Source organism: Streptomyces pratensis (genome assembly GCF_037137275.1).
GTDB classification, from domain to species: Bacteria; Actinomycetota; Actinomycetes; order Streptomycetales; family Streptomycetaceae; genus Streptomyces; species Streptomyces pratensis_B.
Map to the genome: position 1 here is coordinate 27,468 of NZ_JBBBEN010000068.1, position 17,550 is coordinate 45,017.

A 17,550-nucleotide genomic window follows, 5' to 3' on the forward strand; every position below is an offset into this window, starting at 1 on the left:
ACGACTCCTTAGCGTGACAGGTCGGCGGAGATGCGGGCCAGCTGGTCCAGGCGCCGTTCCAGCGTCGGGTGCGAGGAGAACAGCCGGCCCAGGCTCTCCTTGGAGGAGAACGCGGGAACGAAGTAGAAGGCGTTGTACGGCTCCGCCTTCCGCAGGTCCTCGGTCGGGATGCGGGCCATCTGCCCGCTGACCTTCGTCAGGGCGGAGGAAAGCGCGGAGGGCCGGCCGGTGAGCAGGGCGGCGGCGCGGTCGGCGGACAGTTCGCGATAGCGGGAGAGCAGCCGGGTGAGCAGGAAGCTGATCGCGTACACGACGGCGCTGATCAGCGGGATCAGCAGCAGGAGGATGCCCGCCGGGTCGTTGCCGGGCCGGGTGCGGGCGAAGCCGCCCCACAGGGCCACCCGGGTGATGATCCCCGCCAGCACGCCGAGGAACGAGGCGATCGTCATGACGGCGACGTCCCGGTGCGCGACGTGCGACATCTCGTGGGCGAGGACCCCCTCCAGCTCCGCGGGCTCCAGTCTGCGCAGCAGGCCCGTCGTCGCGCAGACCAGGGCGGTCTTCTCGCTGCGCCCGGTGGCGAACGCGTTCGGCACGTCACTGCGGGAGATGGCCACCCTGGGTTTCGGCATGTCCGCCAGCGCGCAGATCCGGTCGATGGCCCCGTGCAGCTCGGGGGCCTCCTCCGGCGTGACCTCGCGGGCCCCCATGCCGTAGGCGGCGATGCGGTCGCTGAACCAGAACTGGGCGATGAACAGCCCGCCCGCGATGACGAGGATGATCGGCCAGGAGCCTTGCAGGGCGGCCAGGAGAACGCCCACGAAGACGACGTACAGCAGACCGATCAGGAACATGGTGGTGACCATGCGGCCGGTGAGGCCCCGGTCGGGGGCGTAACGGGAACGGGCTCGTGGCATGGGGCTCCTCCCAACAGCTCACCTGTCACTCGTCACCTGTCTCCCATAGTGCCCCTTTCTCGGTGAAACCGGCGGAAACTGCTGTCCGTGCTCAGGGCCAGAGCAGGTCGCGCGCCCAGTCGCCCGCTTCCGTGCGGCGGTAGCGGAGCCGGATGTGCCGACGCCGGGCGTCGCCCTGGAAGAACTCCACCTCCGCCGGCTCGACCACATACCGCGTCCACGTCGGAGCCTCGGCGTCCGGTTGCTCCCGCGCCCGCTCCAGGGCGGCGTCCGCCGCCCGGTGCAGCTCGGCCACCGAGCCGACGGTCTCGCTCTGCGACCCGGTCAGGGCGGCGGCCAGGGCCCCGGTGGAGCGGGCGTGCAGATCGGCGCTGCTCTCGGCGGGGGTGCAGCGGGTGACCGGGCCCCGCACTCTCACCTGCCTGCCCCGCGCCGCCCAGTAGAAGCCGAGCGCGGCGTACGGGCCGGCTGCGAGCTGGCGGCCCTTGGCGCTGGTGGCGTGGGTGGCGAAGTGCCAGCCCCGCTCGTCCGCGTCGTGCAGCATCAGCGTCCGTACGTCGGGGCGGTTCGCGGTGTCGACGGTGGCGAGGGACATGGTGTGCGGCTCGCTCTGCCCGGCGGCGACCGCGTCGGCGAACCAGGCGTGGAACAGGGGGAGGGGCCGCGGCGGTGCGGCGGCCGGGTCGAAGCCGGGGAGATCGGTGTCCCAGACGCGCTGGGCGTGCAGGAGGGAGAGGAAGGCGTGGTGGCCGGGGGTATCGCTCATGGCCCCTTGGTATCAGGAGCGCGTGGGGCGGCGGCTTTGGCCGGTCCGGTCTCGCTGGCAGCTCTGGCAGCTCCGGCAGCTCTGGCAGCTCCGGCAGCTCCGGGCGGTCCGGGGTCTCTCCGGCCGGTCCGGGAAGCGGTCCGGGCGCTCCGGGCCTCGCGGGTGGTGCGGGCGTCCCGGGTGGTGCGGAGGCGGTGCGCGGCCCCTCAGCGGTGGCCGGGGGCGTCCTGGCGCCCGGCGTCCGGGAACACCGACGGCGGGCCACCGGCGGCGCGTGCGCGGTGGCCCGCCGTCGGTGAGACAGGACGAGGGGTGTCCGGGTGGGGGTGTGCCCGCCCGGCGATGAGCGGTGTCGGATGCCGACGGACTACTTCGGCGGCTTCTTGCCGGTGATGCCGAGGTGGACCAGCAGGGCCAGGTTGGGCTTCAGCTCGGCCTGCTTCACGCCCCAGGCGGTGAAGCCCTTCTGGTGCGAGGCGGCTGCGGCCAGCATCACGACCAGGGAGCCCGCCATCGCCGCCGGGCTGACGTCCGCGTCGACCTTGCCCTTGCTCTGGAGCTCCTTGACCGCGTCCGTGAGGGAGGCGGTCACCGAGTTCAGAATCCTCATGCGGATCTTGTAGAACCGTTTGTCCCCCTCGGCCGCGCCGAGGTCGATCACGCGGAGGATCGCGTCGTTGTGCCGCCAGAAGTCGAGGAATCCATCGACCAGTTGCTCGGACGTCTGCCGGCCGGCTTTGCCGATCCAGGAGCGGCCGGCGACCAGCTCCGTCAGGCCGGCCCCCTCCTTGGCGACCTCCTCGGCGATTTCGAGGACGGCGCCCTCCACATCGGGGAAGTACTGGTAGAAAGTCGCGGGTGAAGTCCCGGCCTTCCGGGCGACGTCGATGACTTTGACGTCCCGGTACGGCGAGGAGCTGAGCATCTCGCTGAGGCAGTCGAGCAGTTTCTGCCGCGTCGCCTGACCGCGTCGACCGGCCACGCGGCCGTCGACAGTGCGTACTTGTCCTGTCATGCCGTCAGCTTACCGACGGGGGGTGGGAGCGCGATTCGGCCGACTGCAAATGGGGATCGCCCTAGGATTGGCGGGGTGCGCGCAGGTGAGGGCGATGCTTTTCGGCCAAGGCCTGCGCGGCCGAGGGAGCCGGGAGCGCGGCGCCCCGTAAGTGTTATCAACAGCCTGTGGACAACGTCGGTGGACAACTTTCGTCCACATGGTGATTCATCCTTCACTGTTCGGACACACGTTCCCCGGGTGTCCCCTTCCCGTGCGTCCGGCGTGCGTCCGGTGTGCGCCGGAGCGCGCGGGGCGGGGCACGACGTTACGTTGACCAGTACGGGCATCACCGCGACGGAAGGATCGGGTCCATGGCCGCATTCGCGCATTCCGCGCCGTGCTGGGCGGACGTGCAGCTCTCCGACCTCGAAGCGGGCAAGCGCTTCTACGGCGGGCTCTTCGGCTGGACGTTCCGGGCCGGCGACGGCATGCCCTTCGCGGACGCGTTCAGCGACGGCCGGGCGGTCGCCGCGCTCGCCGCCAAGAAGGACGGCCGGATGCCCACGGCCTGGGGCGTCTACTTCTCCACCGACGACATCCGGGCCACCGTCACCGCCATCCGCGAGCACGGAGGGCAGGTCATCACCGATCCGGTACGGGCAGGGCGGGCCGGCGTCCTGGCCCAGGCGGCCGACCCCGCAGGCGCGGTCTTCGGCCTCTGGCAGGCGGAGGAACGCGAGGGCTTCGAGAAGCAGAACCAACCGGGCTCCTTCTGCTGGGCCGAGGTCTACACCCGCCGACCGGAACGGGTGGACCCCTTCTACGAGAGCGTCTTCGGCTTCCGCGGCACCGACCTGGACGAGGCCGGCCACGACGTCTCCGGCGACGCGGAGGCGTTCGTCGACTTCCGGATGTGGTCCCCCGAAGGGACCGAGCCGGGCCCGGACACGGCGGTGGGCGGCCGCAGCGTCATCACAGACGCGTTCCCGGCCGAGATGCCGAGCCACTTCCTCGTGTACTTCGCCGTCGCCGACTGCGACGCGGCCGCCGAACTCGCCGTGCGGCTCGGCGGGCGGATCACCCAGCCGCCCTTCGACATCCCCTACGGCCGGATGGCGCTCCTGCACGACGACCAAGGGGCCGCCTTCGCCGTACTGCAACCCGCCGAACTGCTTCCGTGAACCGTTGTGGGCGGATTCCGGCCGACGTGTGACGAGACACCCACGTCCGCCCCCCGGTTAGCCACCGACGCCCGCGCCAGGAAGAATCAGGGTGCGCGCCGCCAGGTGATGCCCGGTGGTGAGACGCTGAGCAGGGCGGGAATCGACCGGGCGGTAATGCGCGGACCTCGTCGCCGAGGTCCGTAGGGGGAGGTGGCAGGCAAGTGGTGGAGCAGCTGACGCAGCACGACCCGAGACGAATCGGCCCGTTCGAGGTGTTGGGGCGGCTCGGGGCCGGCGGCATGGGGCTGGTCTATCTCGCCCGTTCGGCGTCCGGCCGACGGGTGGCGATCAAGACGGTGCGGACCGAACTGGCGGAGGACCAGCTGTTCCGGGTCCGTTTCACCCGCGAGGTCGAGGCCGCCCGCGCGGTCAGCGGTTTCTACACCGCCGCCGTGGTCGACGCCGACCCGCGTGCCGCCGTGCCGTGGCTCGCCACCGCCTATGTGCCCGCGCCCTCGCTCGAAGAGATAGTGAACGAGTGCGGGCCGATGCCGACCCAGGCCGTGCGCTGGCTCGCCGCCGGCATCGCCGAGGCCCTCCAGTCCATCCACGGCGCCGGCCTCGTCCACCGCGACCTGAAGCCGTCCAACGTCCTCGTCGTCGAGGACGGCCCGCGGGTGATCGACTTCGGCATCGCGTCCGGGGTCTCCAACACCCGTCTGACGATGACGAACGTCGCCGTCGGCACGCCCGCCTACATGTCGCCCGAGCAGGCCCGGGACTCCCGCAGTGTCACCGGGGCCAGCGACATCTTCTCGCTGGGCTCCACGCTGGTCTTCGCCGCGACCGGGCACGCCCCCTTCCACGGGGCCAACCCGGTCGAGACGGTGTTCATGCTGCTGCGCGAGGGCCCCGACACCGAGGGGCTGCCCGACGACCTGCGGCCGCTGATCGAGTCCTGCATGCAGATGGACGCCGCCCACCGCCCCACCCCCGCCGACCTCCAGGCCCAGCTCTCCCCGCACCTCTTCGCCTCCGGCGGCGACGACAGCGGGACGGCCTCCGCCTGGCTGCCGCTCTCCGCGACCGCGATGATCGAGCGGCGCAGGGGCGGCGGCCGTACCGCCCCGCCCGTCCCACACGCGCCTCCGCCCCCGCCGCAGCCGCCCAGGGCCCCGGACCGGGACACCGCCTGGCGCAGCGGGGCCGATCTGCGTTCGCCCTCGCCGCTCGCCTCGCCCTCACCGCTGTCCGGCCCGTCCGCCCCGCCGTCCGCCGGGGCGCCCGACGGCGGGCCCGTGCATCTGCCCGGGGCCAAGGCGCCGATCGGGCCCGGCCCCCGTGCGGGGGAGGGGCGCGGGGCCGCCGCCGCCCACCCCGCCGCCGCCACCGGCTGGGTCCGGCCGCCCGGCGGCCCGCACGGCCCGGCCGCGCCGGCCCCCGCCGTACCCGTCCCGGCCCCGGGGCCCGCCCCCGACGCCGCACCCGCCGCCCCCGACCGCTGGCGGCCCTGGCGCTTCCGCATGTCCAACGACGTGTGGGGGACGCCCGTCGTCTCCGGCGATCTGCTGTACGTGACGTCCTTCGAGGTCCACGCGCTGGACGTGGGCAACGGACGGCGTCAGTTCAAGACCCGCGACGTGGCCTGGTCGATGGCCGTCGACGGCGGCCGGATTCACGCGTCGGACGGCCCCTCGCTCTACGCCCTGGACGCCGCTTCCGGCGCCGACCAGTGGCGGCTGCGGACCGACGCCTGGGTGTACGCGCTCAAGGCCGACCGGGGCACGGTCGTGACCGCGACGCGGGGCGGCGGCGTCCAGGGGCGGGAGGCGTCCAACGGTGACATGCTGTGGGAAGTCACCGGTGTGCAGAGCGACTTCGAGACCCCGGAGGCCGGTCCGGTCCTCCACGACGGCGCGGTGTACGTCTGGCAGGACGCCCGGCTCCGCGCGCTGGACGCCCGGACGGGCAGGGAGCGCTGGTCGTACCCCATCGGTGACGCGGCCTCCTGCGGCGGCGTCCCCGTCCGGGTCACCCCGGCCCCCGACGGCTACGTCTACATCGCGGCGGGCACCCGGGTGCTGGCGGTGGAGGCCGGGTCGGGCCTGGTGCGCTGGCACTTCGAGTCCCCGGCGGTCTTCCTGTCGCCGCCCGCCTTCGCGCCCGGTCCCGCGGTGACCGGCGGCGGGGTGTATCTCGCGGACTACCTCGGCACGGTGTACGCGCTGGACGCGACGACCGGCAAGGACCGCTGGCGGATCGCCACGGAGGCCCGGTCCTCCATCGAGCCGGTGCTGGTCGCGGTGGGCAACGTGCACGTCGGCAGTGGCAGCGCGCTCTACACCCTGGACGCGGTCACCGGCACCCCGAAGTGGCGTTTCGCGGCGGGCGGCGACGTGGTCGGCTCTCCGGTCGTGGCAGACGGCCGGGTGCACTTCGGCTCCGCGGACCACGTCCTGTACACCCTGGACGCGGCGGGCGGCCAGCTGCGGTGGAAGCTCGCCACGGGCGGCGAGATCACGGGCTCCCCGGTCGCCCAGGCGGGCGTCGTCTACGCGTGCAGCAAGGACCGCTGCGTCTACGCCCTGGACGCGCTGAAGGGCACGGGCACGGGGAACCGGGCCCGGACCTGAGCCGCCCCCGGCCGCCCGGCCCCCGCGTCACTCCTGCCGGGGCGGCGGGTGCACGGGGTCCCGGGGGTCGGCCTCCGCCGCGGAGGCCGGCGGAGAGGGCCGCGCGCCGGGGTCGCGGGGGCCGGGTCCCGTGTACGGGTCGGGTTCCGGCTCCGGACCCGGCGACGTGTGCGCCGACATCCCCGGCTCCTGCGTGGGCGGCCAGGTGTCCGCGCGGCCCGCTCCGGGCGCCGCGTACGGCTCGGCCGACTCGTGTCCGGCTCGCCCGCCCCGCCTCCGCCTCCGGCCCCGCAGGGCTCGCCGCCGCCCGCGGTCGCGCCCGCTCATCAGCAGCGCGCCGATCAGCATCAGCACCCCGCCGGCCAGGGCGGCCGCCACGCCCGTCTGGAGCCCGGACCCGCTGCCGTCCACCACGAGGGAGCCCGCCGCCTGCCCCTGGCGGACCATCCACAGGATCGTGAAGCCCAGCGTCAGCAGCCCCGCCAGCGCGACTGCCGCCCGCGAACGCAGCACCACCCCGGCGATCACCAGCAGCGCGGCGACCAGGAACGGCAGCAGGATCGAGACCAGCACGTCCGACTCCGTACCGGTGATCCCCGTGAAGAGGTCCCGCACCCGGTAGTCGCTCCCCTGCCGCCCGGCGTACCAGTCGCGGAACGGACTCAGCACGGCCGCCGCCGCACCGGCGAGGGCGACGAGGGCTCCGAGGACGTTGCGGATCATCGTCAGCCTCCAAGGGCCTGCGCGGACATCCCCCTGCTTGTGACGCTACGCCCGCACGCTCACCCCCGCCACGCAGATCATGACCGGATCGTGACAGGGTCATGACCCGGCAAAGGGGCCGCGCCCGGCATGCTGGGGGCGGCCGCCCGCCGCCGGTGCGACGGAGCACCTGTCGACGGCGTCGGCAGGCGGCGCGTGGCAGAGACGACGAACAGAGACGAACAAGGGGGGCTGCGTCGATGATGCGGCGACAGACGAGGTTCGCGGCGGTCCTGGTCGTGGTGGTGCTCGCGCTCACCGGATTCTCGACCTCCACCAGCGGCGGCAAGAGCCGCAACGGCAAGAGCAGCAGCTCGGGCGGCGGCTGCTCCAGTTCGAAGAAGAGCAACAACGGCTACCGCGACACCGATCACGACGCCTACGGTTCTGACGACGCCTCTTCGGGTTCCACCGGCTCCTCCTACGGCTCGCCCGCGCCCACCGCCTCCGACGCGCCCGTCGTCCGCGTCCTGCGCTGCGCCCAGCCGCGCAAGGGCAAGCGCAGGGCCGTCACCTCGTCCGTGGTCGAGCTGCGGGCGAACGAGCCGGGCTCGCAGGCGTACGAGATCGACGTGCGGTTCCTCGACGCCCTCGGCAAGACCGTGGACACCGCGGAGACGACCACGGAGCTCGACGGCGGCGAGGCCAGCACGCTGACGCTGCGGATGGAGAGCCCCGGCAAGGTGGCCCGGGTCAAGCGCTGCGAAGTGACCGCCCGGGCGCTCTGAGCCCGGCCGCCGGGCGGTCCCCGGCGGCCCGCTTCCCGCCCCGCGCGGACGGCCCGCATTCGCCCCGCGCGGACGGCCCGCGCCCGTCGTGCGCGCCGCGGCGCGCGGCGCGTGGCCCGCGAACGCCCCCGGACACGCGGGAGGGGCCCGAGCATGTCCCCCGGCTCGGGCCCCTCACACATCCCCCCGTACGACGGGCGCGACGACTCCCCCTCGGCGTCGTCGTGCCCGCTCCCCCCGCTTCCCCCGTCGGGAAGGTCTACTGGGCCGGCTTGAACGGCTCGGACGTGGCGTGCTGGTCCTGCGTCGTGATCGCCGGTTCGCCGGTCGCGTGCTGGTCCAGCGTCGTCGGCTCGCCGGTGGCGTGCTGGTCAGCGGGCTTGAAGACCGGGTCCTTCTTCGTGGCGTCGGCCATGGCGGTCAACTCCTTCTCTTCGTGCGATACGTACGCAGTCGGCTGGCGAGGCCCGTCCGGCTGTTCCCCCGTGGACGGCCGGACGGGCCTCGTGGGGCCGCTCACCTTAGTAGCGCGGCCGATGTCGCCCCCGTCTGCCCCCCGACGCGACGGATCGACAGAGCCGAGCATGCCGGGCGGCGATAAACGAACGATGAACGCGGCCGTCCTCAGGACCTGGTGGCCGTCCTCAGCAGCGACCGGACGTCGGCCGCCTCCGGAGAGCCGAGCTCGTCGTAGATGGCCAGCGCCTCGTGCCAGCAGACCTGGGCACGCCCGGTCTGGCCGATCCCGGAAAGCGCCCGCCCCAGCACGGTCAGCACGTTGCCGCGCCGCCACTCGCCGCCGATGCCCCGCAGGACGCTCAGCGCCGACTCCGCGTACTGGGCGGCCTGCGCGGGACGGCCCGACGCGATCTCCACCTCGGCCAGCCGGAACAGGCTCATGCCCTCCCACAGCCGCTGGCGGCTGTCCCGGAATATCTCCAGCGCCTCGGTCAGCTTCGCGGTGGCGGCCGAGAACTCCCCGCTCTGGGTCAGAGCCATCCCCAGGGCGTAGCGGCCGTTCGCGCCGCGCAGGGCGTGGCCGAGGACGTCATAGATCTCGATGCCGGAACGGGCCAGGGTGATCGCGCTGCCGGTGCGGCCCGTGGCGAGGTGGATGCGGGAGAGGTTGCACAGCGCGCTCGCCTCGCCCGGACGGTTCCCGTCGCTGCGGAACGCCTCGATCGCCTGGCTCAGGAAGGCCTCCCCGTCCTGATGGCGATTGTGGTACAGCGCGATGATGCCGCGGGCGTTGGCCGCCCAGCTGCCCGCCAGCAGGTCCCCGGCGGCCTCGGCCAACCGCATCGCCTCGTCGGCCTCCCGGTCCGCGTGGTCGAACCGGCCCGCCAGCTGGTGCGCGTTGGCGAGGGACATGACGGCGCGGCTCTCCGCCCGCGGGTCGTCGCACTCCCGGGCGGCCTCGCGCACCGTCACGGCCGCCGCCTCGTACTGCTTGGCGTTCGCGCCCGACTCGCCCAGGTCCAGGGCGGCGTACAGCAGGTCCACCGCGCGGCGCAGGGTGGCGGGCCGCGCCACCTGGCGTACGCAGGCCAGGAGGTTGGTCGCCTCGGTGTACAGCCAGTCCAGGGCCGTGTGCCGGTCGCCGAACGCGAGCCCCGCGTGCTCCGTGGGCTCCAGGTGGTCCACCAGCCGGTCCCCCGGCCGCTCCAGCGCGTACACCCCCGCTGCCGTCGCCAGGTAGAAGTCCAGCAGCCGCGACAGCGCCAGCTCCCGCTCCTGCCGCTGCTCGTCCCGTTCCGCGCACGCACGCGCGTAGAGCCGTACGAGGTCGTGGTAGCGGTAGCGGCCCGGAGCGGCGGATTCCACCAGGCTCGTGTCGACCAGCGCCTCCAGCAGGTCCTCCGTGGCGTGGGGCTCCCGGTCCAGGAGGGCCGCCGCCGCGGCGAGGGAGATGTCGGGGCCGTCGGCGAGGCCCAGCAGGCGGAAGGCGCGGGCCTGGGCCGGCTCCAGCTGGCCGTAGCCCAGTTCGAAGGTGGCCTTGACCGCGAGGTCCCCCGCCTGGAGCTCGTCCAGCCGGCGGCGTTCGTCCGCGAGCTTGGCGGCGAGGACGGAGACCGTCCAGGTGCGGCGGGCCGCCAGCCGGGAGGCGGCGATGCGGATGGCGAGGGGGAGGAAGCCGCACGCGGCCACCACGTCGAGCGCCGCCTCTCGCTCGGAGCTGACGCGCTCCTGGCCGACGATGCGGGTGAAGAGCTGAAGCGCCTCCTCCGGTGACATCACGTCCAGGTCCACCAGGTGCGCCCCGGCCAGATCGACCATCCGCACCCGGCTCGTGACGAGCGCCGCGCACCCCGGTGTACCGGGCAGCAGCGGGCGGATCTGGGCGGCGTCGTGGGCGTTGTCGAGGAGGACCAGGACGCGGCGGCCGTCCAGCGTCGAGCGGTACAGGGCGGCCCGCTCGTCGAGGGTGTCCGGGATCGCCGAGTCCGTCGTCCCGAGCGCGCGCAGGAACGAGCCGAGCACCGTCTCCGGCTCGGCGGCGCGGGAGCCCGCGCCCTGGAGGTCGACGTAGAGCTGGCCGTCGGGGAAGTGCGGGCGGGCCTGGTGGGCGACGTGCACGGCGAGCGTCGTCTTGCCGACGCCGCCGATGCCGGCCACCGCGGAGACGGCCATCACCGAACTCCCGGCTGTGGAGAGCCGGTTGCCCAGCTCGGCCACGAAGGCGGACCGGCCCGTGAAGTCGGGCACCGTGGCCGGGAGCTGGGCGGGGCGCAGCGGGGCGGCCGCGGGGGCCGGCGCGCCGTCGGGGCGCGCCAGCTCGTCGTCGGCCCGCAGGATGCGCTGCTGGAGCCGGGCCAGCTCGGGGCGGGGGTCGACGCCCAGCTCCTCCGCGAGGAGCCGGCGGGTGTCGGCGTACACGGCCAGCGCCTCTGCCTGCCGGCCACTGCGGTACAGGGCCACCATCAGCAGCTCGCGCAGCCGTTCGCGCAGCGGGTGCGCGGCGGTGAGCGCGGTGAGCTCGGAGACCGCCTCCGCGTGGCTGCCGACCTCCAGGTCCAGATCGAGCCGGGTCTCGGTGAGGGTGAGCCGCCACTCCTCCAGCCGGGCGCGCTGGTTCTCCGCGTACGGACCCGGCACAGAGGCCAGCGCCTCGCCGTCCCACAGCTCCAGCACCTTGTTGACCAGGGTGCGCGCCTGGCAGCGGTCGCCGCTGGCGCGGGCCTTCTCCGCCTCCGCGGCCAGGTCCTGGGCCAGCGTGAGGTCGAGCGCGCCGCGGCCGATCCGGATCGCGTAGCCGCCCGACTCGCTGACCAGGGTGTCCTGCCCCAGGATCTTGCGCAGCCGGGAGGCGTACGTCCGGATCGTGGCCAGCGCCTGCGAGGGCGGGTCCGCGCCCCAGAACGCGTCGATCAGCTCGCCCGCGGTGGCCGTCCGGCCCTCGCGCAGCAGCAGCGCGGTCAGCAGGGCGCGCTGCTGAGGCGAGCCGGACGAGAGCAACTCCGCGCCGCGCCAGGCCCGTACGGGGCCCAGCACGGTGAATCTCAGGGCGTCGGCCGTACCCGGTTTCTCTGGAGCACGCTGCTCCGGTACGCGCACGCGTGGCCCGCTGTCACGGTCCATTGATGCCCCCTGTCCTGCTCGCCTGCCGGCCCCGCTCGTCTGCGGGTCCTGCCGGTGCTGCCGACGTCCGGACGGCCGCCCGCGCGGCGAGGGCGGGATGCGTCCGGACTGCTCGGTACCGCTGGTATCACGCTCAACAGTCTGCCTTGTCGCGGGCGGACTCGTCAGCAGTGGGTGACGCTCTGCACAAGCCCTCGACAACGATGCGGGAACCGCACCACACGTTCGGGCGCCGAGGGGTCGACGGCGCGTCAGTTCGGCGGTGGGCGTCGGGGCGGTGGGGCCGGTCCCCGCCCGGCCCTTGGGGCGCGGCCGCCCCCCCAAGGGGCGCCCCGGGGCCGGCCCCGGGGGGCGCGGGCGGGCACAGGCAGGAGCCCCGTTCCTCCGCCGTGGCGGGGGAGCGGGGCTCCTTGGGTACTGCTATGTGCGGCCGCGATCGGCCGACCCGGGCAACTAGGCCGGGGTGACGTTCTCAGCCTGCGGACCCTTGGGCCCCTGAGTGACGTCGAAGTTCACGACCTGGTTCTCCTCGAGGGAGCGGAACCCGGACGCGTTGATCGCGGAGTAGTGAACGAAGACATCCGGGCCGCCGCCGTCCTGGGCGATGAAGCCGAAGCCCTTTTCAGCGTTGAACCACTTGACGGTTCCGGTAGCCATAAGCCCTCCTTGGGCCAAAGGGTTGCCCTGCTCCAGAACCTGCAAACAAGTCTGAAAACTACAAAAGCCTGCGGGTTACATGCTCCGCAGGCTTTGTACTGCAAGGGAAACCAAACTGCAACTTGCGAACGAGCCTAGCACGCAGTCTCTGGAGAGCGGTAGAGGGAAAGATCACTTCACCCGAAGGTTTGATTCCCCTGCCGAGCGGTCCGCGGGGAGGGCCCCGCAAACCCCCGCGACGCCCCGGTGGTGCCGGCCCACGGGGCCGGGTCTAGCCTCACGATGTGGACAATTCAACCGTCTCCCCCCGTGAAGGCGACGACGACCGTCGCCGCCGGCCCCGCGTCGGCCACATCCAGTTCCTGAACTGCCTCCCGCTGTACTGGGGCCTGGCGCGGACGGGGACCCTGCTGGACCTGGAGCTCTCCAAGGACACCCCGGAGCGGCTCAGCGAGCAGCTGGTCAGGGGCGACCTGGACATCGGTCCGGTCACCCTCGTGGAGTACCTGCGCAACGCCGACGACCTGGTGGCCTTCCCCGACATCGCGGTCGGCTGCGACGGCCCTGTCATGTCCTGCGTGATCGTCTCGCAGCTTCCGCTGGAACAGCTCGACCGGGCGAGGGTGGCGCTCGGCTCGACCTCCCGCACCTCCGTCCGCCTGGCCCAGCTGCTGCTCGCCGAGCGCTACCGGGTCCGGCCGGACTACTACACCTGCCCGCCCGACCTGGGGCTGATGATGCAGGAGGCCGACGCCGCCGTGCTCATCGGCGACGCCGCCCTGCGCGCCAACCTGCACGACGCCCCCCGGCTCGGGCTCCAGGTCCACGACCTGGGCCGGATGTGGAAGGAGTGGACGGGGCTGCCGTTCGTCTTCGCCGTCTGGGCGGCCCGCAAGGACTTCCTGGCCGACCGGCCCGAGCAGACGGCCCAGGTCCACGAGGCGTTCCTCGCCTCCCGCGACCTCTCCCTCGAAGAGGTCGCCAAGGTCGCGGAGCAGGCGGCCCGCTGGGAGTCCTTCGACGCGAAGGTGCTGGAACGGTACTTCACGACGCTGGACTTCCGGTTCGGCCCCGACCAGCTGGCCGGGGTCCGCGAGTTCGCCCGCCGGACCGGCCGGGACACCGGCTATCCGCAGGACGTCCACGTGGAGCTGCTCGGCGGCTGATCCGGCGGCCCCGCGCGGAATGGGGCGAATCCACGGGAAATGCCGAGAGCGAATGGGCCTGTGCCTTCCCGCGCCCACCGCCCCGTTCCCCGCTCCCCTTTGCCGGGGCCGTGAGCGGAATAGCAGAGGGCGTGTGGGCGGCGAACCGTTGAACGCCGTGAGCCTCCGACGAACTCCGCCGAACGCCCCGTTCACGCTCTTTTCCGCGGTGAGGCATCCCGTGACGGCGGGAGAAGGGGAATGGTCCGGTCGTTTCCCGATGTCCGCACCGATGGCGCCCGGGACAGCCCTTAGGCTTCGGTCCGGGTCCGGGCCGTCCACGGGGTTCACAGGGGGAGCCATATGCAGCCGTTGGAAGCGGGCGAACCGCACACCGTCGGTTCCTACCGGCTGCTGGGAAGGCTCGGCGCGGGCGGCATGGGCCGGGTCTACCTCGGCCGCAGCGCCGGAGGCCGGACGGTCGCGGTCAAGGTCGTCCACCCCCATTTCGCCCTCGACGAGCAGTTCCGCGCCAGATTCCGGCGCGAGGTCGAGTCCGCCCGCCGGATCGGCGCGCAGTGGACGGCCCCCGTCCTGGACGCGGACCCGGACGCCCCGGTGCCGTGGGTGGCGACCGGTTACGTGGCCGGGCCGCCCCTCTCCCAAGCGGTCACCGAGCACGGGCCGCTGCCCGAGCACGCCGTACGCGCCCTGGGCGCGGGGCTGGCCGAGGCCCTCGCGGCCGTCCACGGCCAGGACATCGTCCACCGCGACGTGAAACCGTCCAACGTGCTGCTCGCCCTCGACGGCCCTCGGCTGATCGACTTCGGCATCGCCCGCGCGCTCGGCGCGACCGTCTCGCTCACCTCCACCGGGGTCTCCGTCGGCTCACCCGGCTACATGGCGCCCGAACAGATCAGGGGCCAGGACGTCTCGGGCGCCGCGGACGTCTTCTCGCTGGGCGCCGTCCTCGCGTACGCGGCGACGGGCGCGGCCCCCTTCTCCGGCGACTCCTCCGCCGTGCTCCTCTACAAGGTCGTCCACGAGGAACCGGAACTGGGCGACCTGGAGGGCGAGCTGCGCGAGGTGGTCGCGAGCTGCCTCGCCAAGGACCCGGACTCCCGCCCCGCCCCGGCCGACCTCGCCCGCACGCTCGCTCCCGGCGGCGCGGCCGCGCTGGTGGCGGGCGGCTGGCTGCCCGGCGGGCTGGTGCGCGAGGTGAGCCGGTCCGCGGTGGCGCTGCTGGACATGGAGCCGCAGGACGCGCCGGTGCTGTCCGGGCCGGTGCCCTTCAGCAGCGCGTCGCTGGGTGCGGCCGTCTCTGACGCGGAGTGCGGGCCCGCGACGGAACCGGGCGCCGTCAGCGGACCCGCGACCGGGGACGGACGCCCTCCGGCAGGCGGCCAGCGCGGCCTTGGGGGCGGGGCCGGGGCACCCGGGGCCTTCGGGCCCTGGGTGGCGCCCCCGCGCCACCCGCCCTTCGGCGCTCCGGCCGGCGGGGGCGGCACGGGGAGCGCGGGAGGCGTCGACGCCCCCGGCCCCGACGCCCCCGGCCCCGGCGCTCCCGCCCCCGGCCCCGGCGCGGGCGGGCTCCCGGGGCAGCTGGGGAACGGCGGCCCCCGGTTCGCCATGACCGTCGGCGCGGAAGAAGGCCGGGCGCGCCGGAGCCGCCGGGTGAGCTGCACGGTCGCCCTGGCCGTCGCGGGCGCACTGGCGGCCGTCACCCTCGGCACGGGGCTGCTCGACGGCCTCCTGCCGGGCGGCGGCGCCGACGGGCGCGAGGGGAACGGCAGCGCGGCCCCCGGGCCGTCGGCTTCCGCGTCCGTCCCGGGCGGACCGGCGCCCGCCGCCTCCGACGGCCCCGCCGACGCCACCGGGGCCCCGGTGGACGAGGTGCCGAAGGCGTACCTCGGCACCTGGAAGGGCCCGGTGACGGAGAAGACGACCGGCCAGCCGCACGGCACCCTCACCGCCGTCTTCACCGGGGGGAAGAAGGGGACCCAAGTCGTCCGGATGAGCACGACCATCTCCCGGCTCGGCCTCACCGTCACCTGCAACAGCGTCGGCGCCCTCGCCTCCGGCACCGCGAAGGAGCTGAACATCCGCGAGCGCACCGACCCGGACCGCCCCAGCACACCGGGCCTGTGCACCAGCGCGGAGGCGGACCTGGTCTTCCGCCTCGCCGACGACGGCACGCTCGACTACCGCTCCAAGGAGCGCGCCGCCGGTCTGCCCTACGGGAACCTCGCCCGGTCCGGCGGCTGACCGGGCGAGGGGCTGGCGTAGGCTGGATCGGTCCGAGGAACGTCAGCAAAACCGCCGAAAGGTGACAGCCCGGTGACCGAGAAGGCCGACCTTCAGCCCGTCCTCGACCGAGCCGCCGAGGGCGGTCGGATCACCCCGAAGGAGGCGCTCGACCTCTACCGGTCCGCGCCGCTGCACGCCCTGGGCGCCGCCGCCGACGCCGTACGCCGCCGCCGGTACGCCGGCACGGAGCACATCGCGACGTACATCATCGAGCGCAACATCAACTACACCAACGTGTGTGTGACGGCCTGCAAGTTCTGCGCCTTCTACGCGCCGCCCAAGGACACCGCCAAGGGCTGGTCCCGCGACCTCGACGACATCCTGCGCAGGTGCGCGGAGACCGTGGAGCTGGGCGGCACCCAGATCATGTTCCAGGGCGGCCACCACCCGGACTACGGCGTCGAGTACTACGAGGAGCACTTCTCCGCGATCAAGAAGGCGTTCCCGCAGCTGGTCATCCACTCGCTGGGCGCGTCCGAGATCGAGCACATGGCCCGGATCTCCCAGGTGTCCGCGGAGGAGGCGATCAGCCGTATCCACGCCGCCGGCCTCGACTCCTTCGCCGGTGCGGGCGCCGAGCTGCTGCCGGCCCGCCCGCGCACCGCCATCGCCCCGCTCAAGGAGTCCGGCGAGCGCTGGCTGGAGATCATGGAGATCGCGCACCGCCTCGGCGTCGAGTCCACCTCCACCATGCTGATGGGCACCGGCGAGACCAACGCCGAGCGCATCGAGCACCTGAGCATGATCCGTGACGTCCAGGACCGCTCGGGCGGCTTCCGCGCCTTCATCCCGTACACCTACCAGCCGGAGAACAACAAGCTGAAGGGGCAGACGCAGGCCACGCTCTTCGAGTACCTGCGGATGATCTCCATCGCCCGGCTGTTCCTCGACAACGTCGCCCATATCCAGGGCTCCTGGCTCACCACCGGCAAGGAGGTCGGCCAGCTCTCCCTGCACTACGGCGCGGACGACCTCGGCTCGATCATGCTGGAGGAGAACGTCGTCTCCTCCGCCGGCGCCAAGCACCGCTCCAACCGGCTGGAGATCATCGACCTGATCCGCAAGGCGGACCGGGTCCCCGCCCAGCGCGCCACCACCTACGAGCACCTCGTCGTGCACGAGGACCCGGCGCTGGACCCGGTGGACGAGCGGGTCGTCTCGCACATCTCCTCCACCGCGATCAAGGGCGGCACCGCGCACCCGGAGCTGAAGCTCCTGGGCGCCAACTAGCGTCCCCGTGCTGACGATCCACGCCGCGCCGCTGGTCCTTCCCCTCGGCGCGGCGGCCGTGGCGGACGGCGCGGTGGCCGTGGACGGCGACCGCGTCGCCGCCCTCGGCCCGTACGAGGAGGTCGCCGCCGCCCACCCGGCCGCCCGGGTCCGCCGCTGGCCGGGCCTCCTCACGCCCTCGCTGCGGCAGGACCGGGCCGGCGCGCTGCTCACCCGCTGCTACCACCCCGACCCCCGAGAAGCCGACGAGCTGGGCGAACTCCCGCTCTCCGGCGAGGCCTTCGAGCGACTCGCCGCCTCCATGGACGCGGCCCGGCGGGCCGGCAGCATACGGCGGGGGCTCCAGCGGATGCTGCGCCACGGCACCACGCACCTGGCGGGCCCCCTCGACGCGCACGACCCCGCGCTCGCCGCGGCCGTCGCCCGGTCCGGACTGATCCAGCTCCCGCCCCCGCCCGGCCCCTTGGCCCCGCCGGACCTGGACCCCTTCGCGTCGGGCGGAGGCCTGGCCCGTACGGCGCACGGCCCGCTGTCGGTCGGGGGCCGCGCGGACTTCGCGGTCTTCGACGTGCCCGACGAGGCGGCGCTGTGCAGGGCCGGGGCGCGGACGTGTGTGGCGACGGTGCTCGCGGGGCGGCTCGTGCACCGCTCCCGCTGAGCTCCTCC

General features: G+C 73.7%; 14 protein-coding genes. 7 read left to right on the forward strand and 7 right to left on the reverse strand.

Features of this window, described 5'->3' with window-relative positions; translation table 11 throughout:
* Window positions 1–8: 8 nt before the first annotated feature.
* The 3 genes from htpX to V9U70_RS06915 all read right to left on the reverse strand — a co-directional run bounded on the left by htpX (window position 9) and on the right by V9U70_RS06915 (window position 2,698).
* Window positions 9–917 (reverse strand): zinc metalloprotease HtpX, encoded by a 909-nt coding sequence (gene htpX / locus V9U70_RS06905; RefSeq protein ID WP_336673578.1) that lies wholly within the window; start codon window positions 915–917, stop codon window positions 9–11.
* 91 nt (window positions 918–1,008) lie between these two features.
* Window positions 1,009–1,683, reverse strand: coding sequence for a pyridoxine/pyridoxamine 5'-phosphate oxidase (locus V9U70_RS06910; protein ID WP_336673579.1), 675 nt, complete (start codon window positions 1,681–1,683; stop codon window positions 1,009–1,011).
* Between the two features lie 367 nt (window positions 1,684–2,050).
* On the reverse strand, window positions 2,051–2,698 hold the full coding sequence (locus V9U70_RS06915) for a TetR family transcriptional regulator (protein WP_336673580.1): 648 nt from the start codon (window positions 2,696–2,698) through the stop codon (window positions 2,051–2,053).
* Window positions 2,699–3,051: 353 nt separating this feature from the next.
* Here V9U70_RS06915 and V9U70_RS06920 point away from each other — a divergent pair, with 353 nt between their 5' ends.
* Window positions 3,052–3,861, forward strand: coding sequence for a VOC family protein (locus V9U70_RS06920; protein WP_336673581.1), 810 nt, complete (start codon window positions 3,052–3,054; stop codon window positions 3,859–3,861).
* A 203-nt stretch (window positions 3,862–4,064) separates the two neighbouring features.
* A complete protein-coding gene (afsK, locus tag V9U70_RS06925) occupies window positions 4,065–6,476 on the forward strand; it encodes a protein serine/threonine kinase AfsK (RefSeq protein ID WP_336673582.1) in 2,412 nt (803 codons plus the stop codon).
* A gap of 27 nt (window positions 6,477–6,503) precedes the next feature.
* Here afsK and V9U70_RS06930 read toward each other — a convergent pair whose 3' ends face one another.
* Window positions 6,504–7,199, reverse strand: coding sequence for a hypothetical protein (locus V9U70_RS06930; RefSeq protein WP_336673583.1), 696 nt, complete (start codon window positions 7,197–7,199; stop codon window positions 6,504–6,506).
* A 239-nt stretch (window positions 7,200–7,438) separates the two neighbouring features.
* On the opposite strand from V9U70_RS06930, the gene V9U70_RS06935 reads away from it, so the two are divergent.
* On the forward strand, window positions 7,439–7,966 hold the full coding sequence (locus V9U70_RS06935) for a hypothetical protein (RefSeq protein WP_336673584.1): 528 nt from the start codon (window positions 7,439–7,441) through the stop codon (window positions 7,964–7,966).
* A 259-nt stretch (window positions 7,967–8,225) separates the two neighbouring features.
* Here the strand turns inward: V9U70_RS06935 and V9U70_RS06940 are convergent, their stop codons facing one another.
* The 3 genes from V9U70_RS06940 to V9U70_RS06950 all read right to left on the reverse strand — a co-directional run bounded on the left by V9U70_RS06940 (window position 8,226) and on the right by V9U70_RS06950 (window position 12,202).
* Window positions 8,226–8,381, reverse strand: a complete 156-nt coding sequence (locus tag V9U70_RS06940; RefSeq protein ID WP_336673585.1) for a hypothetical protein — start codon at window positions 8,379–8,381, stop codon at window positions 8,226–8,228.
* A 209-nt stretch (window positions 8,382–8,590) separates the two neighbouring features.
* Complete coding sequence (gene afsR / locus V9U70_RS06945) at window positions 8,591–11,545, reverse strand: SARP-family global regulator AfsR (RefSeq protein ID WP_336673586.1); 2,955 nt, start codon at window positions 11,543–11,545, stop codon at window positions 8,591–8,593.
* Between the two features lie 453 nt (window positions 11,546–11,998).
* Window positions 11,999–12,202 carry a cold-shock protein gene (locus V9U70_RS06950; protein ID WP_003967102.1) on the reverse strand — a complete coding sequence of 68 codons (204 nt, stop codon included), beginning with the start codon at window positions 12,200–12,202 and terminating at the stop codon, window positions 11,999–12,001.
* Between the two features lie 284 nt (window positions 12,203–12,486).
* On the opposite strand from V9U70_RS06950, the gene V9U70_RS06955 reads away from it, so the two are divergent.
* The 4 genes from V9U70_RS06955 to V9U70_RS06970 all read left to right on the forward strand — a co-directional run bounded on the left by V9U70_RS06955 (window position 12,487) and on the right by V9U70_RS06970 (window position 17,542).
* Window positions 12,487–13,368, forward strand: coding sequence for a menaquinone biosynthetic enzyme MqnA/MqnD family protein (locus V9U70_RS06955; protein ID WP_336673587.1), 882 nt, complete (start codon window positions 12,487–12,489; stop codon window positions 13,366–13,368).
* Between the two features lie 342 nt (window positions 13,369–13,710).
* Entirely contained in the window at window positions 13,711–15,612 is a 1,902-nt protein-coding gene (locus tag V9U70_RS06960; RefSeq protein ID WP_336673588.1) for a serine/threonine-protein kinase, read from the forward strand.
* A gap of 72 nt (window positions 15,613–15,684) precedes the next feature.
* Window positions 15,685–16,884, forward strand: coding sequence for a cyclic dehypoxanthinyl futalosine synthase (mqnC, locus tag V9U70_RS06965; protein WP_336673589.1), 1,200 nt, complete (start codon window positions 15,685–15,687; stop codon window positions 16,882–16,884).
* Window positions 16,885–16,891: 7 nt separating this feature from the next.
* A complete protein-coding gene (locus tag V9U70_RS06970) occupies window positions 16,892–17,542 on the forward strand; it encodes an imidazolonepropionase-like domain-containing protein (protein ID WP_336673590.1) in 651 nt (216 codons plus the stop codon).
* Window positions 17,543–17,550 lie beyond the last annotated feature (8 nt).